General features: G+C 58.8%; 22 protein-coding genes. 12 read left to right on the forward strand and 10 right to left on the reverse strand.

The genetic code is table 11. The annotated features are described in order from the left end of the window. Positions 1 to 8: 8 nt before the first annotated feature. From ACJ8QF_RS15670 to ACJ8QF_RS15680, 3 genes are all read right to left on the reverse strand, one after another. The gene (locus ACJ8QF_RS15670) at positions 9 to 953 is read right to left on the reverse strand and encodes an ABC transporter (RefSeq protein WP_442537676.1); all 945 of its coding nucleotides are present in this window, start codon (positions 951 to 953) and stop codon (positions 9 to 11) included. Then, a complete protein-coding gene (locus ACJ8QF_RS15675) occupies positions 953 to 1,618 on the reverse strand; it encodes a DsbA family protein (RefSeq protein ID WP_442522421.1) in 666 nt (221 codons plus the stop codon). Before ACJ8QF_RS15675 ends, ACJ8QF_RS15670 begins: the two co-directional genes overlap by 1 nt. Positions 1,619 to 1,795: 177 nt before the next feature. Then, entirely contained in the window at positions 1,796 to 1,999 is a 204-nt protein-coding gene (locus ACJ8QF_RS15680) for a DUF4762 family protein (RefSeq protein ID WP_004931753.1), read from the reverse strand. 426 nt (positions 2,000 to 2,425) lie between these two features. Between ACJ8QF_RS15680 and ACJ8QF_RS15685 the strand changes: the two genes are divergently transcribed. From ACJ8QF_RS15685 to lldD, 3 genes are all read left to right on the forward strand, one after another. After that, on the forward strand, positions 2,426 to 3,346 hold the full coding sequence (locus ACJ8QF_RS15685; RefSeq protein WP_049186844.1) for a LysR family transcriptional regulator: 921 nt from the start codon (positions 2,426 to 2,428) through the stop codon (positions 3,344 to 3,346). A gap of 323 nt (positions 3,347 to 3,669) precedes the next feature. After that, positions 3,670 to 5,253 (forward strand): L-lactate permease, encoded by a 1,584-nt coding sequence (locus ACJ8QF_RS15690; protein ID WP_442537677.1) that lies wholly within the window; start codon positions 3,670 to 3,672, stop codon positions 5,251 to 5,253. A 42-nt stretch (positions 5,254 to 5,295) separates the two neighbouring features. Beyond that, complete coding sequence (lldD, locus tag ACJ8QF_RS15695; protein ID WP_004931747.1) at positions 5,296 to 6,435, forward strand: FMN-dependent L-lactate dehydrogenase LldD; 1,140 nt, start codon at positions 5,296 to 5,298, stop codon at positions 6,433 to 6,435. Position 6,436: 1 nt separating this feature from the next. Here lldD and ACJ8QF_RS15700 read toward each other — a convergent pair whose 3' ends face one another. After that, positions 6,437 to 7,246 carry a MoaF C-terminal domain-containing protein gene (locus tag ACJ8QF_RS15700; protein WP_004931744.1) on the reverse strand — a complete coding sequence of 270 codons (810 nt, stop codon included), beginning with the start codon at positions 7,244 to 7,246 and terminating at the stop codon, positions 6,437 to 6,439. 36 nt (positions 7,247 to 7,282) lie between these two features. Then, the gene (locus ACJ8QF_RS15705; protein WP_050561918.1) at positions 7,283 to 8,548 is read right to left on the reverse strand and encodes an MFS transporter; all 1,266 of its coding nucleotides are present in this window, start codon (positions 8,546 to 8,548) and stop codon (positions 7,283 to 7,285) included. Between the two features lie 669 nt (positions 8,549 to 9,217). On the opposite strand from ACJ8QF_RS15705, the gene ACJ8QF_RS15710 reads away from it, so the two are divergent. Together ACJ8QF_RS15710 and ACJ8QF_RS15715 are read left to right on the forward strand one after the other, a co-directional pair. Continuing rightward, positions 9,218 to 10,135, forward strand: coding sequence for a TIGR03571 family LLM class oxidoreductase (locus tag ACJ8QF_RS15710; protein ID WP_004931740.1), 918 nt, complete (start codon positions 9,218 to 9,220; stop codon positions 10,133 to 10,135). Between the two features lie 158 nt (positions 10,136 to 10,293). Further along, a complete protein-coding gene (locus ACJ8QF_RS15715) occupies positions 10,294 to 10,725 on the forward strand; it encodes a VOC family protein (protein WP_197753844.1) in 432 nt (143 codons plus the stop codon). Between the two features lie 6 nt (positions 10,726 to 10,731). Here the strand turns inward: ACJ8QF_RS15715 and ACJ8QF_RS15720 are convergent, their stop codons facing one another. Further along, entirely contained in the window at positions 10,732 to 12,276 is a 1,545-nt protein-coding gene (locus ACJ8QF_RS15720) for a BCCT family transporter (RefSeq protein WP_033645643.1), read from the reverse strand. Positions 12,277 to 12,434: 158 nt separating this feature from the next. On the opposite strand from ACJ8QF_RS15720, the gene betI reads away from it, so the two are divergent. Then, positions 12,435 to 13,031, forward strand: a complete 597-nt coding sequence (gene betI, locus ACJ8QF_RS15725; protein ID WP_049186836.1) for a transcriptional regulator BetI — start codon at positions 12,435 to 12,437, stop codon at positions 13,029 to 13,031. 15 nt (positions 13,032 to 13,046) lie between these two features. Here betI and ACJ8QF_RS15730 read toward each other — a convergent pair whose 3' ends face one another. Then, the gene (locus tag ACJ8QF_RS15730; protein WP_442537736.1) at positions 13,047 to 14,816 is read right to left on the reverse strand and encodes an ABCB family ABC transporter ATP-binding protein/permease; all 1,770 of its coding nucleotides are present in this window, start codon (positions 14,814 to 14,816) and stop codon (positions 13,047 to 13,049) included. 179 nt (positions 14,817 to 14,995) lie between these two features. Between ACJ8QF_RS15730 and ACJ8QF_RS15735 the strand changes: the two genes are divergently transcribed. Next, the gene (locus tag ACJ8QF_RS15735; RefSeq protein ID WP_004931728.1) at positions 14,996 to 15,853 is read left to right on the forward strand and encodes an AraC family transcriptional regulator; all 858 of its coding nucleotides are present in this window, start codon (positions 14,996 to 14,998) and stop codon (positions 15,851 to 15,853) included. Positions 15,854 to 15,887: 34 nt separating this feature from the next. Here ACJ8QF_RS15735 and actS read toward each other — a convergent pair whose 3' ends face one another. Continuing rightward, complete coding sequence (gene actS, locus ACJ8QF_RS15740) at positions 15,888 to 16,637, reverse strand: amidase activator ActS (protein WP_031300610.1); 750 nt, start codon at positions 16,635 to 16,637, stop codon at positions 15,888 to 15,890. A gap of 149 nt (positions 16,638 to 16,786) precedes the next feature. Here actS and ACJ8QF_RS15745 point away from each other — a divergent pair, with 149 nt between their 5' ends. Beyond that, positions 16,787 to 17,356, forward strand: a complete 570-nt coding sequence (locus ACJ8QF_RS15745; protein ID WP_440484587.1) for an HdeD family acid-resistance protein — start codon at positions 16,787 to 16,789, stop codon at positions 17,354 to 17,356. Positions 17,357 to 17,491: 135 nt separating this feature from the next. Continuing rightward, positions 17,492 to 17,830: a hypothetical protein gene (locus ACJ8QF_RS15750; RefSeq protein ID WP_015378954.1), complete on the forward strand. Its 339-nt coding sequence runs from the start codon at positions 17,492 to 17,494 to the stop codon at positions 17,828 to 17,830. Positions 17,831 to 18,018: 188 nt separating this feature from the next. Here ACJ8QF_RS15750 and ACJ8QF_RS15755 read toward each other — a convergent pair whose 3' ends face one another. Both ACJ8QF_RS15755 and ACJ8QF_RS15760 read right to left on the reverse strand, forming a co-directional pair. Next, entirely contained in the window at positions 18,019 to 18,627 is a 609-nt protein-coding gene (locus ACJ8QF_RS15755; RefSeq protein WP_015378955.1) for an OmpA family protein, read from the reverse strand. A 3-nt stretch (positions 18,628 to 18,630) separates the two neighbouring features. Next, on the reverse strand, positions 18,631 to 19,107 hold the full coding sequence (locus ACJ8QF_RS15760) for a hypothetical protein (protein ID WP_021505694.1): 477 nt from the start codon (positions 19,105 to 19,107) through the stop codon (positions 18,631 to 18,633). Positions 19,108 to 19,495: 388 nt separating this feature from the next. On the opposite strand from ACJ8QF_RS15760, the gene ACJ8QF_RS15765 reads away from it, so the two are divergent. The 3 genes from ACJ8QF_RS15765 (at position 19,496) to ACJ8QF_RS15775 (ending at position 22,619) form a co-directional block, all read left to right on the forward strand. Continuing rightward, positions 19,496 to 20,110 carry a 2OG-Fe dioxygenase family protein gene (locus ACJ8QF_RS15765; protein ID WP_226883068.1) on the forward strand — a complete coding sequence of 205 codons (615 nt, stop codon included), beginning with the start codon at positions 19,496 to 19,498 and terminating at the stop codon, positions 20,108 to 20,110. After that, complete coding sequence (locus ACJ8QF_RS15770; protein WP_021505696.1) at positions 20,107 to 21,339, forward strand: cysteine desulfurase-like protein; 1,233 nt, start codon at positions 20,107 to 20,109, stop codon at positions 21,337 to 21,339. The genes ACJ8QF_RS15765 and ACJ8QF_RS15770 overlap by 4 nt, the downstream gene beginning before the upstream one ends. 287 nt (positions 21,340 to 21,626) lie before the next feature. Beyond that, on the forward strand, positions 21,627 to 22,619 hold the full coding sequence (locus ACJ8QF_RS15775; protein ID WP_031300612.1) for a LacI family DNA-binding transcriptional regulator: 993 nt from the start codon (positions 21,627 to 21,629) through the stop codon (positions 22,617 to 22,619). Positions 22,620 to 22,727: the final 108 nt, after the last annotated feature.

The raw sequence follows: 22,727 nt of genomic DNA on the forward strand, positions 1-22,727 counted from the left end.
TCCCTGACTTATTCGTTGATAAAAAATAAAGAGTGCGAATGCCACAGCAGCCAATCATCCGCATGTCGCCGCAGGGTGCGCTCGACGATTTCCGGCACGGCGCGGCCGACCTGCTCTGTGGCAATCGGTTCCTCTATGTGAATACGAACGCCGCGATCGTAATAAAGCGAATAGCACACCACCCGAGCCCGCATCGCCCGGGATAATCGAACGATGCCGCTGTGCAAATGCGCCGGCCGGTTGAACAAACGGCAAGCCAGTTTGGCCGAGGCGTCCCGGGTGCTGTTCAAGGTGTAATCCGGCGTGATGTCCGGGAAGAGGATGATGTTGCGCCGATGCTCCGCCGCCTCCAGCAGCGCCTGCGACAAGGTGCCGGCAATATGCCGGGGATCGTCGTGAATCGAGCAATAGTCGAGCCGCTGCCGCCATTCCCCCTCAGGCGCTCGCCGCGCTAACGTCTGTACGTCGCCGGAAACGATCACCGTTGCCCGCCCGGGATAAACGCCCGCGCCGACCAGCGTCGCCAACACGTCGGAAACCGTGTGCATCGGCGCCAACAACACCGGCACCCCGGCGCGATGCAGCGGCTCCACCACCTGATTGAGCTGTGAGGTGCACTGCGCCAAATGTTCCATCAACGCGGCATTGCGAGCCTGGAGCGCCGCCAAATCCAGCCATTGCCGCCGCTGCATCAGCCAGGCGAAGTCCAGCCTGCCGTCGCCCAACAGACTTTGGCGATTCGCTTCAGCAACCGCTTGCCGGTGGCGAAAACGGCGTTGCTGCAAACCCCACCTCAACCGCCTCAGCATCTTTAGCCACAGGCGATAATCCATGCGCCGCAGCAGAGCGCACGTCAGACTCCGGCTCACCCCGGTGCGAACAGCCGAGAGACGCGCCACGGCGTCCAGGCCGTTACGCCAGGCCAGATAGCCTCGAACCGCAAGCAGGCGCATCAGGGAGCCAGCGGCTTATCGTGCTGCAACAGCGACAGCAGTTGCCGGCTGAAAGCGGAAAACTCGCGGTCTTGCAACGCCAGCCATTTGCGATTGACGATAAAGCTGGGGGTCGCGTTGACCTGGTAATAACGACTTACCGCCGTCATATACGCCAACAGTTCCTTGACCCGCTCTGAATCTCTGGCCCGCTGATAAGCGGCCTCGTCGATGCCGTTGGCCACCAACCAGGCACTGAGCTGCTTTTCATCCGCCAGATTGAGGTTTTCTTTGATAATGGCGCGGTAAGCGGCGGGACGGTGCTGCGCCTCGATCCCCATGACCGTCAGGGTGGCGAAGAGGGGCGCAAAGGCCGCCATGCCGGCGTGATCGTCGTCGCTGAGATGCAAACGCACCAATTTGGCACCCGCTGGTAAACGTTTTTCCAGCTCGGCCACGCCGCTCTCATTGACTTCACAATAATGACAGGCGTAAGAGAACACTTCGACAATCGTATTGTCGTCTTGCAACGGGCTTTGCTCGACTTTTTCCGAAGAGAGAAAACTCAGGCTTTCCGCCGCCGGCGAGGCCATAACGTAATGCTGGAAATAAAGCGCGGTCAAAAAAGAAGAGGCGAAAATAATAACGAGCGTGTAGCTGATAAAAAGCATGGGACGTTTATACATAACGGACGCATCCTGCGCATTAATTAATATTCACTTGGCAGAGTGAACGTGTGTAAAAGAATTAACACCGTAAATAATAAAAAGCTAAAGACGACTGCTTCGCCCGATATCAGGCGGGACAGCGTGAACGCTGCCCGCCTGCCCACCACTCATCCAAATGCAGGTGGTCTACCCGCCTTAGCTTGGCGTGGTTGGATTCGTCGGGCAGCTCGCCGTCGGTGCCGGATAATAGTACTTCTGGACGCCACCGAATTTATTCGCGCAGGTTTTCACCAGCTGGCAGGTTCTATTGTTGCCACTGCCCACCCAGGCGAATGCCTTGGTACACACAAAAGTACCGCCGACGATGTTTTCCGCTTCAGACAGATTGATTTTCTTCATTACAATATCCTTATATATATTAAAATATAAACACACTACCCATCACTCTGCCTGCAAGACAGAGTAATACTTCAATACATTGAAAAACATTTAATTGATAACAATGAGAGCGCTGCGAAAAAAATAATAGCCCTCTCATACAAGCAGATCAATACAATTATTTACACCAGGCCGCAGCCTTAGTGAAATAAGTAACGCTTGATACAAGGATTATTCTAATTTAATCGCTTATAAAAACATGAAAGTTAATTCCAACCCAGGAATAGCCATGATTTATTTGAAGGATAATTCTCAGTTTAAGAGGTAATTAACCAAGAAAAGTTCAGATCCGACCAGTTAATCGGCGCTGGAAACAGGCTGAAAAGATTGCTTCCTGCCGCGCCGGACTTACACTGGGCAACAGGATTCTCACTCTTTAGGATGCCCATGCTCGCCACTCACGAATACGCCAACGACCTGATTCTGTTTGCCCTGATTGTCGACTGCGGGTCGTTCAGCAAGGCCGCGGAGAGCGCCGGCATCACCAGCTCGGTGGTCAGCAAACGCATCGGGCGGCTGGAAAAATCGCTGGGTGCCCGCCTGCTGTACCGCACCACCCGCAGCCTGACGCTGACCGAAAGCGGCCAGGCGCTCTACCAGCAGGCCAAAGAGATCGGCGCCAAAGTGCAGGAGGCGCTGTACGCCGTCAGCGAAAAGAGCGAAGAGTTGACCGGCACCATCCGTATGTCGGTGCCGACCATTTCGGGCGAGCTGTTGCTGAGCGAAAGCGTGGCGGAATTTTGCGCCCTACATCCCAGCCTGAAGGTCGAAATGCGGCTGGAAAACCGCTTCGTCGATCTGGTGGAAGAAGGCATCGATCTGGCGATCCGCACCGGCACCATGCCGGATTCCAGCCTGATTGCCCGGCCGATCTTCGATTCCCGCTGGGTGATCGTCTGCTCGCCGGGCTACCTGGAAAGCCACCCGGAACCGCGCAGCGCCGAAGACCTGCTCGGCCACAACTGCCTGACCTACACCTACCAGGAGAGCGGCACCGCCAACTGGCTGATGAAGCGGCCGGGGCGCAACGACATCTACGAGCTGCAGGTTAACGGCAACCTGTCGGCCAACAATGCGCGGGCGATCCGCAAAGCGGTGATCGGCGGCCACGGCATCGCCATGGTGCCGCGCTGCATGGTGTATGAAGATTTGCAGGACGGTAAACTGACGGAGATCCTGGCCGGCCACTGCGGCAAAGTGCTGGGCATTTACGCCGTTTATCCTTACACCCGCAATCTGCCGTTAAAAACCCGTCTGCTGATCGAACATATCATCGGTTCCTACCAAAATATCAGCCATTATTTTTGAGTTCCCTGCTCTGATTATTTCCCTGCGGCCGTAAAAAGACGTGGGGATTACCGCATTTTTGGACATGAACTATTGAACATTACCGCTTAATTAATGTGAGCTCACGCATTCATCACACAAAATTTCTTCCTATCAAACTGATTTTAAAGCAGTTAATTTAACGCCTCCTGCCGGCCAGTTTCCCACCGCCGGCGCCGTTCGCCGATGTTAAAAAATTACCGCATGGCATCGTCGCCAACGTTGTGATTAGAATGAAAATGTTGCGGTAATTAACCTTTCAGCTACATATCTCTGCCCATAAAAATAATAACCCTGAGGATCTTATGCCCCTGCTTTTCAGTATTGCGCCCATCGTCCTGCTGATTTGGATGATGACCAAAAGGAATGGCGTGCCCTCTTACCTCGCCCTGCCGCTGACGGCCGCCGTGGTGTATGCCGTACAGCTCCTGTGGTTCGATGCCTCGCTGCGGCTGCTGCATGCCAATATCATCACCGCGCTGGTGTCGACGCTGACGCCGATCACCATCATTGCCGGCGCTATCCTGCTCAACAAACTGATGCAGGTAAGCGGCGCGGAAAACGTGGTGCGCCGCTGGCTGGAAACCATCAGCCCCAATCCCGTGGCCCAACTGATGATTATCGGCTGGGCGTTCGCCTTTATGATCGAGGGCGCCAGCGGCTTCGGCACCCCGGCCGCCATCGCCGCGCCGATTCTGGTCGGGCTGGGCTTCAACCCGCTGCGCGTCGCCCTGCTGACGCTGGTGATGAACTCGGTACCGGTCTCCTTCGGCGCCGTGGGCACCCCTACCTGGTTCGGCTTTGCCAATCTCGGCCTGTCGGACACCAGCCTGCTGGAGATCGGCCGGCAAACCGCGCTGATCCACTTCGTCGCCGGCTTCGTCATTCCTCTGCTGGCGCTGCGCTTTATCGTTTCCTGGCGGGATATCCGCCGCAACCTGCCGTTTATCCTGCTCAGCGTGCTGAGCTGCACTGTGCCCTATCTGTTGCTGGCCCAGGTGAACTATGAGTTCCCGGCGCTGGTCGGCGGCGCGATCGGCCTGGCGCTTTCAGTGCTGCTGGCGCGCGGCGGTATCGGCCTCGCCCGCGGCGACAAACCGCAGAGCGCCGGGCAGGCGGTGCCGTTCATGCAGGTGGTCAAGGCCATGACCCCGACCCTGCTGCTGATTGCTATTCTGATAGTGACGCGCGTCCACCAGCTGGGCCTCAAAGCGCTGCTCAACAACACCGCGCTGCTGTGGCGGGAAAACCTCGGCTGGCTCGGAGAGCTGCGCATCAGCCGGGCGCTGATCGTCGAACTGCAGCAGGTGCTGGGCACCACCGCCGCCGCCGGCTACAAAACGCTGTATGTCCCGGCGCTGATCCCGTTCCTGTTGGTGGTGCTGCTGTGCATTCCGCTGTTCCGGCTGAATGGCGGCCAGGTGCGGCAAATGTTCAGCGAAACCGGCGGGCGCATCGCGCGGCCCTTTATTGCGCTGTTCGGCGCGCTGGTGATGGTCAACCTGATGATGCAGGGCGGCGACAACGCGCCGGTGATCCTGATCGGCAAAGCGCTGGCGGCGCTGACCGGCGGTAGCTGGCTGTTGTTCTCGTCATTCCTCGGCGCGCTGGGATCGTTCTTCTCCGGTTCCAATACCGTCTCGAACCTGACGTTCGGCGGCATTCAGCAGTCGATCGCCCAGAGCAGCGATCTTGACGTCAACCTGACGCTGGCCTTGCAGTCCGTCGGCGGCGCCATGGGCAACATGGTGTGCCTGAACAACATTATCGCGGTCTGCTCGATCCTCGGGATCGGCAACGCCGAAGGCAAAATCATCAGAAAGACCGTGCTGCCGATGCTGGCGTACGGCGGGATTGCGGCCGGTATGGCGGCGATCCTCACGCTCTGACCGACAACTCGTTATCGCAAGCAAGACAAGAAGGTAAACACTATGATCATCTCCGCGTCAACCGACTACCGGGCCGCCGCCCAGGCCAAACTGCCGCCGTTTCTGTTTCACTACATCGACGGCGGGGCCTACGCGGAGCATACGCTGAAGCGCAATACCGCAGACCTGGCCGATATCGCCTTGCGCCAGCGCGTGCTGCGCAATATGTCCGAACTCAGCCTGGAAACCACGCTGTTCGGCGAGCAGCTGGCGATGCCGGTGGCGCTGGGGCCGGTGGGGCTGACCGGCATGTACGCCCGCCGCGGTGAAGTGCAGGCCGCGCGCGCCGCGGCCAAAAAAGGCATTCCGTTCACGCTGTCCACCGTGTCGGTCTGCCCGATCGAAGAGGTGGCGCCGGCGATCGATCGGCCGATGTGGTTCCAGCTTTACGTGCTGAAAGATCGCGGCTTTATGCGCAACGCGCTGGAGCGCGCCAAGGCCGCCGGCGTGAAAACGCTGGTGTTCACCGTCGACATGCCGGTGCCGGGCGCCCGTTACCGCGACGCCCACTCGGGGATGAGTGGCCCTAACGCCGCCCTGCGCCGCGTGCTGCAGGCGTTTACCCATCCGCAGTGGGCCTGGGACGTCGGCCTGCTCGGCAAGCCGCACGATCTGGGCAACGTCTCAGCCTACCGCGGCAAACCGACCAGCCTGGAAGACTACATCGGCTGGCTGGGCGCCAACTTCGATCCGTCGATTTCCTGGAAAGATCTGGAGTGGATCCGCGAATTCTGGGACGGCCCGATGATCATCAAAGGCATTCTTGATCCGGAAGACGCCAAAGACGCGGTGCGCTTCGGCGCCGACGGCATCATCGTCTCCAACCACGGCGGCCGCCAGCTGGACGGCGTGCTGTCGACCGCGCGCGCCATGCCGGCGATCGCCGACGCGGTGAAAGGCGACATCACCCTGCTGGCCGACTCCGGCATCCGCAGCGGCCTGGACGTGGTGCGCATGATCGCGCTGGGCGCCGACAGCGTGCTGCTGGGGCGCGCCTTCGTCTATGCGCTGGCGGCGGCCGGCGAAGCCGGGGTGGCTAACTTGCTGGATCTGATCGACAAAGAGATGCGCGTCGCCATGACGCTCACCGGCGCGAAAACCATTGCGGAGATCAACGCCGGATCGCTGGTCAGAAACGCCTGACTCACAGCGGCTGCACGCCCTCCGGGTAGGCGTTGTAGCTCATCTTGCTGATGAAGGCCCCGGCCGGTGACACCAGAACCCGGCCGGCGGCGTCCAACCCGAGGAAGGTGCCGGTGCAGCGCCCGGAGATAAAGTCGAAGAAGAACACCGAGCACACCGGGATAATCTTTTCCCGGAAGGTGAACAGGAACATCTCGTCTTCAAACTTGTAGTAAGTGGCGTAGTCCATGTCGCCGTGGCCGAATTGTTCGCCGCGCAGGTTTTGCCAGGCGTAGCGCTCAGTGTTGACGTAGAAGTGTTCGTAATAGTGGTTGGGGCTGTAAACGTTCAGCGTGCGATAACCGATCAGCTCGCGGGTCAGATGCGGGGCGACGCCGCCCGGCGGGACGCCGGCAATCTGCCCAACGTGGAAGCTTTGCTTAAGGCGGGATCCCTTTTCCACCGTTTGTTCGGGCAACAGCGTGCTGCGCACCAGCAGCGCCCGGCCGCTGTCGCGGTTGAGCACCAGCGTCAGGCATTCGTTGCCTGGCGACTGCAGCGGAATATTGAAGAAATAGCGCGCGGCGGAGGTTTGCACCTCTTCGTAAGCGTCCTCGCCGCTCTCCCCGCTCCAGGCCCACAGCACCCGCTGCCGATCGGCGCTGAAACGCAGCGTGATTTCCCCGCCGTCTTCAAAGGCGATCTGCAACGTTTTGCCACGCCAGTCCTGAGTGCCCGGCAGCCGGTTGGTGTCGATGCCGCGCGCGAAATCGTCGTAATTCTTCCAGTCAGGTTCGGCATTTTGATTCAGTACGGATGGTTCTGCTGACATCTTCGCTCTCCTTGATTGAATGGGATGAAAATCGCCTCAGACGTCGGCGACGCCCGCCGGTTTCACCGCTCGGCGGTTCACCACGGCAGGGGCAGTTTCATCGAGAAAACAACTCAGTACGCCGGCGCACACGGCGCCGGCGGCCGCCAGCCACATCACGCTGACCAGCCCGTAGCGATCGGCGATCAGCCCGGCGATAAACGGCGCCAGGCAGCCGCCAATCACCTCGCCAATTCCCATCACCAGCCCCAACGCGGTAGCGATGCGCGCCGGCGACACCGTTTCAGACGGGATGGTGGCCATAAACAGCGTGAAACAGCCAAGGCCGGTATAAGACAGGAACACCAGCACGCCCAGCAACCACGGGTTATCGACGTAGCTCAGAAACAGCGGGCAGCACACCGCCAGCAGCGAAAAGAAGATCAGCGTCGGCTTGCGGCCGAAGCGATCGGAAATCGCCGGCACCGCCACGCCCCAGAACACCCAGGCGGCGCCGACGGCGCTCATGATGCCGCCCATCGTGCCTTCGCCGAAGCCGCGGTCGGTCACCAAAAAGTTGGGGGTGAAGGTAATGATGATCATGAACCAGGTGACGAACACACAGGAGATCAGAATGCACAGCGCCACGTTCTTGATTTTGAACAACTCGCCGTAAGCACCTTTGTTCGCCGTCTTGTCGGCCGCCGGCACTGCGCTGAAAGCGGGATCCTTCTTGCCGTTCACATAGCGATAGATCAGCCACGCCAGAATGATGCCCGGCACGGCGGTCAGGTGAAACGCCATGCTCCAGCCCCACTTCTGCGCCAGATAGATGATCAGCGGCGGCGCGATAATACCGCCCAACAATCCCGGCGCCGCGCCCTGGATCAATCCCATGTTGAAACCGCGGCGCTGCGGCTGCGATTTTTCCACCATCAACGACTGTGCGATCGGCAATACCGGCCCTTCGGCGATCCCCATCAACGCCCGGAAGATCAATAGCATGGCAAAGCCACTGACCAACCCCGACAGCGCGGAGAACAGCGAAAACACCAGGATCGACAGGATCAGCATCGGTTTACGGATATTAAAACGATCGGCTATCGCCCCCAGCCCGGCGCCAGACAGCGCCCAGGTTAACGCCAGCACCGCCGACAGGGTGCCGAGATGCACGTTGCTGAGCTTGAGGTCGGCGGCAATCATCGGAAACAGAAACGAGATGGTCAGGCGGTCGACGAACACGCAGCCGAAAACGAAAAATAAAATAATCAGCAACCGGTTCTCTTCACTTAATGCGCTGCGAGGCTCTGGCGATGTATTCATAGCGTCATTTGTCCATAAGTTAACTTATGAATGGCAAGCCGCCATGGCATAAGTGTGTTAAGCGCACGGCCAAGAGAGAAATTGGCCCTCCGTCACGACAACAACTCATTAACATGTTAATGACATAAAATTATCGTAAGCCGGCGGTCTGTCAACCGGCGCTTTCTTAGAGACGAATGAAGTTTTTGTTCGGTACTATTTTAAAATCGCATTATCACAAAAAGATATTTTACCCCTCTGTTTTTACAGACAATAAAATAATAACGGGTATTTTTCTTCGGTTAAAAACGCCTATTTTCACGCCATTTTCGAATAATCTCAACGATCACTCTTCAGGCTTATTAATTTTTTACCCGTGTTGAATGAACGCTGGGGAATATTCAGTTTTATTTTTATCTATTGAATCATTTAGTTTTATTTTATTGCCGCACAACAAACTAACTCTTATGAGGGAAAGGCTATTGGCAGAGTTACATAATTTCATCTGGACAATAGCAAAAGCGCAGAGCGTGACGTAAATCACGGCAATCATGCCGTATCCTGCAAGGTAATTATGCTCGCAACAGCAATTATCTATTGCGATTAGGGCTGTTTATCTCAATTAATCGTCATGCAACACTTCGTGCCATCGTTCGACACCGCGCCGCAAGGCCTGAGACGGAGTGACACATGAGCATCGAAAGACTAACCCGGGAGCCACTTTCCATCGGTATTGAGCTGCCGTTGGACAATGATTGGTCCACCAGCGGGCAGCTGAAACGCCAGCAGGACGGGCGGCCGTTCGGCGTGCCGGACATGAGTGAACACGCTGCGCGCATCAAGCTGGCCGATGAGCTCGGCTTTCGCGCCGCCTGGGTTCGCGACGTGCCGCTGTACGATCCTGACTTCGGCGACGCCGCGCAGGTGTTTGAGACCTTTACCTACCTCGGCTACCTGTCCAGCCTGACGCGCAATATTCTGCTGGGCACCGCGGCCGTGGTGCTGCCGCTGCGCCAGCCTTGGCTGGTGCGCAAAGCGGCTTCCACGTTGCAAACGCTGAGCGGCGATCGTCTGCTGCTCGGCGTCGCCAGCGGCGATCGCCCCGTGGAGTACCCGCTGTTCGGCGCCGATTACGCCGCGCGCGGTGAAAACTTCCGCACCAGCGTCGGCATTCTCAAAGGTGAAGCCGACAGCGCGCTCCAGCCCGGATTGCGCCTGCTGCCGGCCACGCCGCCGCCGCCGCTGCTGGTCGCCGGGCTGGCGCAACAAACGCCCGAGTGGGTGGGCAAAAATATGGATGGCTGGCTGTCGTATCCCGGCACGCCTGCGGACCACGTTTCGCGAGTCAAACTCTGGCGTAACGTAGCCGGTGACAAGCCCTACGTCAGCTTTATTCATCTCGACCTCACCGATAACGCCGACGCGCCGATTCAGCGCCATCGCTTCGGCATCAAGAGCGGCCGCAATGGATTGATTCAGGAACTGAGCGCCATGCGTGACGCCGGGGTCAACCACATCGGCCTGCATTTCCGCCGCAACCAGCGGCCGCTGGAAGAGACGATGCAGGAGATCGGTCAACTGGTGTTGCCGGAATTCCATCGCGCCTGACGCCCGCTTTAGCCCGCGATTCCGACCTGAGCGGGTCTTTGCCCCGTTACCGGGGCTTTTTTATTTCCGCCGCTGCTAGTTCATAACAACTCAGTCTAATCCCTGCGGCCAAACGGCGGCATGATGACGGGGCAACGAGCCACCATGAGGAATGAGCAATGACGGCAAAACTGACAGAAGCGGGTTTTTGGCGCAAAAACGCCGACTCTTCATCGCTGCGCGAGCCGCGCGTGCTGATCCGAGTCTACGTCGACGAAGGCGAGATTGACCGCGCCATCGCGTTTTACGAGCGGCTGCACGGCGTGGAAGCGGATATGCGTTTCGACTTTCCCGAACATCGGCTTGTGCTGGCGGCGGTGGGGCCGTTTCTGATCCTGGAAGGCTCGGAAGAAAGCCTGCGTCCTTTCCGCAGCACCGTCGGCACGTTGCTGGTCGATGACATTTATCCTTACCACCAGCGGCTGCTGGCCGCCGGGGCCGATATCTTCTTTGGCCCGGTGGAAGTGCCCACCGGCGCCTGTTTCAATGCGTGCCTGCCGGACGGCACGATTATCGAATACGTGCATCACCGGCCGCGCGCGGACGAATAAGCCGCCTCAAGGGAGCGCCGGCGTCATGGCGTAACCGCGCAGATCCTTGCGCAGGCTGACCATGTACAACACGATCACCGCCGAGAACGGCAGGCCGCACAGCACCACCGCGGTCTGCATCGCGCTGAAACTGCCGGCGTACAGCAACCCGGCGCAGATCAACGTGGTGACCGCCGCCCAAAATACCCGCAGCCAGGCCGGCGCGTCATCGTGGGCGGAGCCGCCCTGGCAGGAGAGGTTCGCTATCATCAGCGTGCCGGAGTCCACCGGCGTCAGGAACAGCACGAAACTGATCACCACCACAAAACCGGCGGTCAGCTGGGTATAGGGCAGGTATTCGAACAGCTTGAACACCGCCATCGGCGGATCGCTTTGCGCCACCTGCCCGAGGATCGCCTGCCCGCCTTCCAACACCAGGCTGATGGCGGTATTGCCGAAGATCGACAGCCACGCCAGCGTGAAGCCCAGCGGGATCAGCAACACGCCGAAGATCAATTCACGAATGGTGCGCCCTTTGGAAATGCGCGCGATGAACAGCCCGACAAACGGCGCCCACGCCACCCACCAGGCCCAATAGAACAACGTCCAGGCGCCCTGCCACTGGCGCGCCTTGCCGTACAGATACATATCGAAGCTGCGGCTGACCAGCGAAGTGAGATAATCGCCGAGGTTCTGCAACATGCCGTTGAGCAGATTCAGCGTCGGGCCGGCCAGAAACACGAACAGCAGCAGCAGGCACAGGAAGCCGACGTTGATGTTCGACAGCATCGCAATGCCCTTCTCGACGCCGGTGACCGCCGCCAGCGTGGCCACCACCATCATCACCACGATCAGCGCCAGCAGCACGCCGGTGCTTTGCGGAATATCGAACAGATAAAACAGCCCCGAGTTCACCAGCAGCGCGCCGATCCCCAGGTTGGTTACCATCGAAATCACCGTCACCAGAATGCCGAAGCTGTCCACCAGATGGCCGACGCCGCCGTGGGTGCGCTCGCCGAAGATCGGGTATAACGCAGAGCGCAGCGCCAACGGCAGGCCGCGGCAATAGGCGAAATAGGCCAGCGCGGTGGCGATCAGCGCATACAGCGCCCAGCCGTGCAGCCCCCAATGCAAAAAGGTCAGCGCCATCGCCTGCCGTGCCGCCTGCACGGTGCCGCCGCTGCCTTCCGGTGGCGACAAAAAATGATCCAACGGTTCATAGGCGCCGTAGTACACCAGCGCAATGCCGATGCCCGACGAGAACAGCATCGCCACCCACGAGGGATAGCTGAACTGCGGCGGTTCGTCATCCTGGCTGAGGCGAATATGGCCGAAGCGCGACAGCGCCAGCCAGAAGACGAACACCATGCAGGCGACCATCAACAGCATGTAGTACCAGCCGAACACGTCGGCGACCCAACTTTGCGCGACGTTCAACCACTGTTTGCTGGCTGCGGGAAACAACACGACCAGCGATCCCAGCAGCAGGATCACCGCCGCCGAGCCGAAAAATACCGGGACATTCAATCTGACTGGTTCTTCGTCAAGCGATGGAGGAGTTTTTGTTGTCATTGGCAGGCTTCCATGATGCGAAAGACAGACGATTTAAATGCAACTTTTAATTAACATTTTATCGTCATTTATTTGACATTTTCGCAGCATATAGAGTATTGATTGACCGTTCAATCAATCAAATCCAAAGTGTGATTGGCCTATCAGTTGAGGAAAATATGTACCGAAGAGACATTCCGGAGCAGCGTAAGGAGCAGTTGATTAACGCCGCCTTCGAGACCATAAACGTCGTCGGGCTGGCCGGCGTCACCCTGTCTCAGGTCGCGAAAGAAGCCGGGCTGTCGACCGGCATCGTCAGCCACTATTTTGGCGATAAAGAGGGGTTGCTGAGCGCCACCATGCGCAAGATCCTGCGCGATCTGCGCGACGCGGTGGCCGAGTGCCGCGCGCAAGCGGCGAGCGACAGCCAGTCACAGCTGTTCGCCATTATCCAGGGCAACTTCCACCCCAGCCAAACCAACGCCGTGTCCATGCGCGCCTGGCTCGACTTCTGGGCCGCCAGCATGCATCAGCCGGTGCTGCGCCGCCTGCAGCGCGCCAACGATCGGCGGCTCTATTCCAATATTTGCTGCCAGTTCCGCCGCGAGCTGCCGCTGCAGCAGGCGCGCGACGCGGCGCGCGGGCTGGCGGCGATGATCGATGGGCTTTGGCTGCGCGGCAGCCTGGCCGGCGACGAGACAGACCTAAAGCAGGACTGCCGCATCGCCTGCGACTACGTGGCGCAGCGGCTCAACGCCGCTCAGCCGCTGAGGTGAACGTGAACGGCTCCGTCAGTGCGGTTCCTGCTCTTCGCTGTACTGGGTTTGCCACATGGCGGCGTAGCGGCCGTTCGCGGCCAGCAACGCCTCGTGCCCCCCGCGCTCGACGATCTCCCCCGCCTCCAGCACGATAATTTCATCGGCATCCACCACGGTGGAGAGCCGATGAGCGATCACCAGCGTGGTGTGGTTGCGGCTCACCTCGCGCAGGTGCCCCTGGATTTCGCGCTCGGTCTGGGTATCCAGCGCGCTGGTCGCCTCGTCAAACACCAGGATGGCCGGATTTTTCAGAATGGTGCGCGCAATCGCCACCCGCTGCTTTTCCCCGCCCGACAGCTTCAGCCCGCGCTCACCCACCCGGGTGTCGTAACCGTCGGGCAGACCGACGATAAAATCATGGATATGCGCCAGCCGCGCCGCCCGCTCGATATCTTCATCGCTGGAGCCGGTTTTGCCGTAACCGATGTTATAACGCAACGTATCGTTGAACAGCACCGTATCCTGCGGCACGATGCCGATCGCCTGCCGCAGGCTGGCCTGGGTCAGTTGGCGAATGTCCTGGCCGTCGAGGGTAATAGCGCCCCCCTGCACGTCGTAAAAGCGGAACAGCAGGCGCGACAGCGTGGACTTGCCCGCGCCGGAGGCGCCGACCACCGCCACCGTGTGGCCCGCCGGAATGGTAAAACTCACCTGCTTGAGGATCGGCCGACGCGTGTCGTAACCGAAGCTGACCGCGTCGAACCTCACTTCGCCGCGATCGAGGCGCAGCGGCTGCGCATCCGGGCTATCGACGATCTCACGCTTTTCCTGCAGCAGATCGAACATGTTCTCCATGTCGATCAGCGCCTGGCGCACCTCGGAATAAATAAAGCCGAAGAAGTTCAGCGGCTGATATAGCTGCAGCAGATAGGCGTTGACCAGCACGAAGTCGCCGACCGTCATCGTCCCCTGCGTAATGCCTCGCGCCGCCATGGTCATCATCACGATCAGTCCGATCGAGATAATGGCGGCTTGCCCCAGGTTGATCGCCGTAAAACTGAATTGGTTCTTGATGGCGGCGTATTCGTACAGCCGGCGCGACAGATCGAAACGCTCGGCCTCGAACTCTTCATTGCCGAAGTACTTCACGGTCTCATAGTTCAGCAGGCTGTCGATGGATTTGCTGTTGGCGTCGGCGTTGGCCTTGTTGAGCTCGCGGCGAAAGCGGGTGCGCCAGCTGACCGCCAACACGGTGAACAGGATGTAGCAGCCGACCGTCGTCAGGATCGCCAGCGCGAACCAGCCGTTCAGCATATGCCACATGATCGCCGTGACCAGCGAGAGCTCGAACAGGATCGGCACGATGGAGAACAGCAGCCGCGACAGCACCGTGGACACCGCCTGGGTGCCGCGCTCGATGGACAACGACAATCCGCCGGTCTGGCGCTCCAGATGGAAACGCAGGCTCAGCGCATGCAGCTGGCGGAACACCCGCACGCCCAACAGGCGCGTGGCGTTCTGGCTGACGTGGATAAACATCACGTTGCGCAGTTCCTCAAACAGCGCGCCGCCCACCCGCGCCACGCCGTAGGCGACGATCAGCCCCAGCGGCACCGCCAGCATTTTCGCCGTCTCGCCGCTCAGCGCATCGACCATCGCTTTGTAGGCCAGCGGCACCAGCGTGGTGCTGACCTTGGCCGCCACCATGAACACGAAGGCCACCACCAGATACCCCCGCAGCCGCGGGTTGTCTTTCGGCCACAGATAGGGCAGCAGGAATTTCAGCAAACGGGAACGATCCATCATGTAATATTCATCTTCTCGGTCGGGATCGCGGCGCACAGCCGCGCGGGGTTATGAGTTTGGCCTGGCCGGCGGCGAACGCCGCACCATTCCGTTTTCCTGCAGCGATAACTCAGCATCATCCGTCAGGAGAAGCGGCGGCGGCTCGGGCAAAGTTCAGGCATGGAGGAGACAATCACATGACCCAGACGTATGCAAAGCGCTTTGCGCTGGTCTTTGACTATATCGACCGCCACCTGGACGAGGCGCTCACCGTCGAAAAACTGAGCGAAGTGGCCCACTTTTCGCGCTTTCACTTTCAACGCCAGTTTAGCGCGTATTGTGGCATCTCGGTGTGGCGTTATATCCAGTGGATGAGGCTCAAACGCGCCTCGTACCGCCTGGCGTATAACCCGCTGGAGCCGGTGATTGACATCGCGCTGGACGCCGGTTTTCAAAACCCGGAGTCCTTCAGCCGCGCCTTCAAACAGGCGTTCAGCCAAACGCCAAGCCAGTTTCGCAAACGGCCGGCCTGGATCGATTGGCAACAGCGCTTTCCCGAGCCGAAACACAAAAGGAAACAACCCATGAAGGTAGACATTCTCGACTTCCCGGCCACGCCGGTGGCGATGATCGAACACCGCGGCCCGTCCGCGCTGGTCAACGAAACCGCCGCACGCTTTATCGAGTGGCGCAAAACCAGCGGCCTGTCGCCGGTCAGAAGCAGCCGCACTTACGGTATCGCACCGCACGATCCGGCCACCACCGAAGCGCAGGACTTCCGCTTCTACCTCTGCGGAGAGGTCACTGCGCCGATCCCGGAGGACAACGCCTTCGGCGTGGTGAACAGCACGCTGCCGGCCGGGCGCTGCGCGGTGCTGCGCCATCTCGGATCGCTGGATGGGCTCTCGGAAAGCGCCCGCTATCTTTACAGCGAGTGGTTGCCGGCCAGCGGCGAGGAGCTGCGCGATTTTCCGCTCTATTTCCACTACCACAACTTCGTGCACGAGGTGGCGGAATATGAACTGGTGACCGATCTCTATCTGCCGCTGAAATAGCTGACATCCGGCTCTGCAAGGAGCCGGATTGACGTTAACAGGACGGCGACGAACCCTGCGGCGGCAGATAGCGCTGCGGATCGAGCGCGGTGGCGCGGTAGCGGATCTGGAAGTGCAGGAACACCGAATCGGTGCCGGTGCTGCCCATGGTGCCGATCTTCTGCCCCGCTTTCACATCCTGGCCGTTGCGCACCAACGTGGTGTCGTTGTGCGCATAGGCGGTAATGAAGTCTTCGCCGTGCTTAATCATGATCAGGTTGCCGTAGCCGCGCAGCTGGTTGCCGACGTACACCACTTTGCCCTTGGCGGAAGCATAAATCGGCTGGCCGCGTTTACCGGCGATGTCGATGCCCTTGTTGCCGCCATCGGCATTGGAGTACGCCTGCACGATCCGGCCGCTGGTCGGCCAGCGCCAGCAACGTGCGGCGCCCGGCGGCGGCGTTTGCTTGGCGATCGCGGAGGAAGATGTTTTACGGCGCGTGGCGGCGGTTTTGGTCGGCGCGCCGCCGCTCAGCCGCAGCTTTTGCCCCACTTCCAGATTATAGGGCGGGCGTATCTTGTTGATTCTGGCCAGATCGCTGACTTCGCTGTCGGTGATCCAGGCGATGTAATACAGCGTATCGCCCCGTTTGACGGTGTAGGACTTGCCGGTATAGCTGCCCTTCGGCAGTTTGTCGTAGTCGCGGTTGTAGGTGTTTTTACCCGAACATCCGGCCAACAGCAGCCCCAATGTCAGACACACCGCGATGCGGCGCCACCTCGCCAGCTTGCTTCCTGTGCTCAAATCCTGTCCCCAATCGTCTTTTCGGTTCTGATACGCGTCAGCCGCACAGTGTAACATTTGCGCCGGGTCAGTCAAAAACCCCCAGACGGTCTATGCTAAACAGGTAAGGATGACTGATTAATTACCCAACGACGAAATGGAGTACTGTCATGTTGAACCTCGACCGCAATAATCTGCCCCTCCTGAGCGAAGAACTGCTCAAAAAGCAACGCACCATCCTGCTGATCATCGCCTTCCTGCTGCTGGCGGGCGGCATACTGTGCCTGGTCAACCCTTTCGCCTCCGGCGCGGCGTTGAGCATCGTGGTCGGCGTCCTGCTGCTGTTGAGCGGCGCCGGGCTGATTATCGCCATGATCGCCAACCGGGCGCAGAATACCTGGCCGATGATCGGCGGCATTCTGCTGGGCGTGGCCTACCTGATTATCGGTTATGTGTTCATCACCAGCCCGCTGGCGGGCATTCTGGCGCTGGCGGTCTACCTTGCCGTGCTGTTCGCGCTCGGCGGCATCGCGCGCCTGGCGGCCGGCTATATGCGCCGCGGATTGCCGGGCAACTGGCTGCAGTTCGTCATTGGTGTACTCGATTTGATCATCGCCTGGATGCTGATCGGCTCAGGCCCGGCGGCGTCGGTCACGCTGGTGACGGCGATCGTCGGCATCGAAATGCTGGTCAGCTCCTTTGCACTGTTCCAGGCGGCGAATCTGTTTAAACGCGCCTGACGCTACCGGCCCGCCATCGCGGGCCTCATCGCTTTTGTTGCTTCCAGACAAAACAAGGCGATACCCCCTCGGCTTGTCCGTGGTTATCTTCATCGGTAAGTGCCAATATAGGCGCAGACAAGGGAGCTGAAACCGATGACAACCCATTCCAACCCGTTGAACTCGCGGGAAGTCTGCCTGCAATTACGCCATTTCAATCAGGTAATCGGGCAACAATGCCGCAATATGGCGCGCCAAAATACCACCTGCCCGTGCTGCCTGACGGACATCGCCACCGGTTGCGACGCCGGAATCAAACTGTGCGGCCAGCAGTTGGCCAAACCCAACCCGCAAACCCCGTTATTCCGGCAGATTCGCAACTTGCTGCTCGATCTGCGCGCAGAAGCGATAGGGGTTCACAGAATTGACGTCCTAAACCGCACCAATAACGAAATATCCTGGCTGTTGCGCGAGCTGTATTTCGAGACGTTCTGATCCCGCATTTTGTCGGCGCCGCTAAAGCGAAAGCCGAAAGCGAGATACGGGCTTTTGGCGACGCGATCGTGTTCATCAATCATTAGCGTCACCGGCTCCACACCATACAGCCTGAACTCCGCGAGCAGTCAGCGGGAGGAGCCCGTTTAAAAGCGGCTCTGGCAAAGGAAACGTCCACCGGCGCGGGGTTAACCGGCGGCAGCGGTTTTCGGCAACACGAAGTCAACCCGCCGATTCTTGGCCCGGCCCGTCGGCGTGTCGTTGGAAGCCACCGGTTCAGCCTCCCCTTTTCCCCGTTCACTCAGACGAGATTTTTCTACCCCATGTGCGATCAGCCAAACAGCCACCGCACGTGCGCGTCGCAGCGACAGATCCTGATTATATTTATCGCTGCCCACCGCATCGGTGTGTCCCTCGATCACCACGTTCCCTACCGGTTCGGCAGCGATAAATTGCGCCACCTGTCGCAGCGCAGGCTCCGCTTTAGCAGCAATCGCATCGCTGTCGAAGGCAAACAGCACATCGCTGCGCATCGATAACGTTACGGCATTTTTGCTGTCTCTGACGGAAATGTCGGCGGATTGTTTAGCCAAATCCGCTGCCTTACTCTGCAGATCAAGGACGCCGGCATTCAGCCCCGAAGGCAAACCAACCAAATCCAGCCGGGTAGCCTTGAGATCGAGTATCACCGGTTTCCCCACGGACGCCGGCTCTCCGCTGTCAGCCCATGAACCCAATGACACCAGCCCAAAGGCTAACATCCCCCCCACACAGGCGGCTTTCCTGAGGCCGTTCATCGCTCAACGATCCGTAATGGCTATCGGCCCGAGCGGCTCGACGTTGGCGATCGTCAGGTACACCTCTTTCACATCAGGTGGAGGCGCGGGGAAGCTGCCAAACCAGGTGGCGACATAGGGAATGCCTGAGCTTGAGCTGAATGACACGTTGGGAGAGGCCAGTGGGACATTATTGCTATCGGTAAGCAGCAGGTATTTTTTATTACCCACCAGAATGTAGAAGGATTTCTCAAGACTGCTTTTATCCAGACTGCTATACAAGCCTTGTCCATTAAGGTTGTCTTTCAACCCTTTGAAACGCACCTTGATGGTCAGGATTTCACCGTGGCGCACGGCCTCGGTCACTTGCGCTTCGGCTACGCCGCTGCTGACGATCCCGGTAGCCAACGGGGTCACGGGGGGATCCTCCGCGAACGCCATGCCGGGAAGCATTATCGAAGCAAACAGGCAGGAAATGACGAATTTTCTGACATGCTGCATGATCGGAGTCCTTATTCAGGAGGGAGTTGAAGATTGTTCTTTCAACAATCAGGCCATTCCACTGCGGTCACTCGGTCCCGGAATTATAGTAAAGCACCTCATATTCATGAGAGTTATCCCTGAAAGCGTAACCTTGGTCACGTTATGCTTACGCATGAACTCTCACCCGTAGTGCTTATTTTGCTGAATGACCGGCTTCATACAAGCATTGCCTTCTGCTCATCCTCTCTGCTGTTCACCCCACTTTACGACCGCCGTCACACCTCGCTACCGCTAAATTGCGTTGGTTATATAGTCGTCTACAATTCAATCGAATTACCCCCTACAACATCAGAAATTATTATTATTAGAGGTGATTATGTTACAGAAACACGAAAACGTAATAAGTATGACTGTACTAAGCCCGCAAGCCACCCAACAGCTGATGCCATCGTTCTCCTCCTTGCCCCACACGCAACACGCCGACGGCAAATATCGCCTGCGCCGTTATTCGGTCGTTAAATACCTCAACCCCAACGTCGCCGAAGTGGGGCCGCGCACCTTCATGCAGTCGGATCAGATCAACCACTTCCAGGGCAATGTGGTACGCCGCTTCGAACCTATCGACAGCGCCGTGTTGCAGAGCGCCGGCATGGCAGAGATGTGCAACCTGTTTGCAGAAAGCAACGAACTGCCGGAAGGCGCCGAGATAGAGATCCACCAGATGCGCGTGGTCGCCATCGAGAAAGACACCCAGGTGGCGCCGGAAGGCATTCACCAGGACGGTTTCGACCATATCGCAATGATCGCCATTCATCGGCACAACATCGTCGGCGGTGAAATCATGCTGTATGACGACAGCCACCACGACCCTTTCTTTAAAAAAGCGCTGGCGGACGGTGAAGCCGTGCTGCTGGCGGACAGCAAACTGTGGCACAACGCCACGCCGATCAACGCCGTGAGCCCGGAAGAAGAAGGTCATTTGGATCTCTTTGTCCTCACCGCGCGGGGGGAGAAAGCATGACCTTTACCCCCGAGCTCGCCCGCGCCCAGTTCAGCGCGCTGTCACAGCAGATCGACGGCAAACCGGCCATCTTTTTCGACGGCCCCGGCGGTGCGCAGGTTTCACGGGGCGTGCTGGAAAAAATGACCGACTACCTGGGAAGGTATAACGCCAACCTGGGCGGCCACTATTTCTCGAGCCGGGTCACCGGCGAGGTGATGGGCCAGGCGCGGGAATCGGTGCGCGCCTTGTTAAATGCGCCGTCGCCCGACAACATCGTCTTCGGCATGAACATGACCACGCTGACTTTCCATCTCAGCCGCATCATCAGCCGCGACTGGCAGGCCGGCGATGAAGTCATCGTCACCGCACTGGATCACTACGCCAACGTCTCCAGTTGGCAGCAGGCTGCCGCCGACAAAGGGGCCGCGGTGCATCAGATACCGCTGGAGAGCGCCGACTGCGCATTGGATGCCGCGAAAGTGTGCGAGCGCATCAACGCCAACACCCGTCTGGTGGCGGTCAGCTACGCCTCCAACGTCACCGGCAGCATCGTCGATATCAAAACCATCGTCGAAGCCGCGCATCGGGTCGGCGCGCAGGTGTATGTCGACGCCGTGCACTATGCGCCGCACAACCTGATTGACGTGCAGGCGCTGGGCTGTGACTTCCTGGTGTGCTCCGCCTACAAGTTCTTTGGCCCGCACGTCGGCATGGCCTACATCGCGCCGCAGTGGTTGCAGCGCCTGCGCCCTTACAAGGTCGAGCCGGCCACCGACGTCGGCCCCGGCCGTTTCGAGACCGGCACGCAAAGCTTCGAAGCGCTGGCCGGCGTCGCGGCCGCTATCGAGTATCTGGCGCAGTGGGGCACGCCCGGTGCGCCGTTAAGGCAGCGTCTGCAGGAGAGCTTCGCCGCCTACCACCAGCATGAAGAGGCGTTGTGCAGCCACTTCCTGCAGCGGCTGCAACAACTCGACGGCGTGCGGCTTTATGGCAACCCCCGGGCGGACAGCGCGCGCCGCACGCCGACCTTCGCCCTGACCTTCAGCGGCCATACGCCTGACGCGATCGCCCGCCGCCTGGGGCAGCACAACATCTGCGCCGGCAGCGGGCATTTCTATGCGTTGGGCTTGGTGCAACAGCTGGGGTTGCAGGACGGCGGCGTGCTGCGCATCGGCATGATGCACTACAACACTCGGGGCGAGATCGATACGCTGTTCAACGTGATCGCCGAAGATATTCTCAGTTAATCCGGCCATATCGGCCCGTTCATCTTATTGGGCGGGCCGAATCAAGTATCAAACTGCCAGCCTTTTCTTCCACCGCGTCCACGGCGCACAGATGCGTGCCTTTCTTTCCCCGCGTTACGAAATGCGAAGATAACGAACATATAATGCCGGAACGGGAAAAGAGACCGGGATCGGCGCATCGTGCGGTTGTCACCGGATACGACGGAGGCAGCACATTGCGTGCATTCTCTTTTGACTCGGCAGTGGGCATAATGACAAACACGGTCTGGATCAGATGAGTATGAATGGTGAAGTCGCAGCGCATTACGTTAAATGACATTGCTGTACTGGCTGGTGTCACCAAAATGACGGTCAGCCGCTATCTGCGCACGCCGGACAGGGTTAAACCGGAAACCGCTGCGCGCATCGCCGCCGTGATCGAGGAAGTCGGCTATCAGGCCGATCCTGACAATCCCGCCCTCTATTCCAATAGCCCTCCCCTCATCGGCGTTCTGGTTCCTTCTTTTAACAATCTGATATTTGCTGATGTCCTCGCCGGCATTGAATCCGTGACGTCTGTACAGGGTTATCAGACGCTGGTCGTCAATTATGACTACAACAGCAAACGCGAAGAGGAGCAAATTGCCGCGATCCTGGCTTTTAAGATAAAAGGGCTGCTGCTGACCGAGTCGGTTCATAGTCTGCGGGCGGAAAAATTCCTGAAGACGGCAAAAATACCCGTTGCTGAAATCATGGGGCTGTCAGGCAATGCAGATCGAATTAACGTGGGTTTTGATAATGTGAAAGCCGGCTACGATATGACCACCATGTTGCTGGCCAGCGGTAAAAAACGCATTATCTATTTTGGTTCAATGTCTGATATCCGCGATGAACAGCGTTACACGGGATATTGTCAGGCAATGGCTAACCATGATTTACCTACCGGTCGTATTTCCCCCAATAAGATCTCTTCCATTTCGATTGGGACAGGCATGATGACGCTTGCGAGCCAAATGTATCCGGATATGGATGGAATTCTCTGTACCAACGACGATCTGGCCGTTGGCGTGTTACAGGAATGCCTGGCAAACGGTATCAGCGTTCCAGCGCAAATTGCCATTGCCGGATTTCACGGTCTTGAGATCGGGCAGATCATCACCCCTCGGTTAGCCAGCGTACTGACGCCACGGTATGAGATGGGAAAAGTGGCGACAGAAATCATAATAAAAAAAATTAAAGGGCTGCCGACCATTGAACGTGTCGATCTCCACTTCCGCCTGTCAATGGGGGAGACAATATAGCTTTCCTCGCCAGTCACTTCAGTACTGGCCATAATTGCCCGCTTCGCCAGAAGAACGCCACTCGCTATCCCGACCAGAAATTCGGCCAGATGGCGCCACCCACCTGAC

This window comes from Serratia sp. CY81684, from assembly GCF_052166595.1.
Classification (GTDB): Bacteria; Pseudomonadota; Gammaproteobacteria; order Enterobacterales; family Enterobacteriaceae; genus Serratia; species Serratia nematodiphila.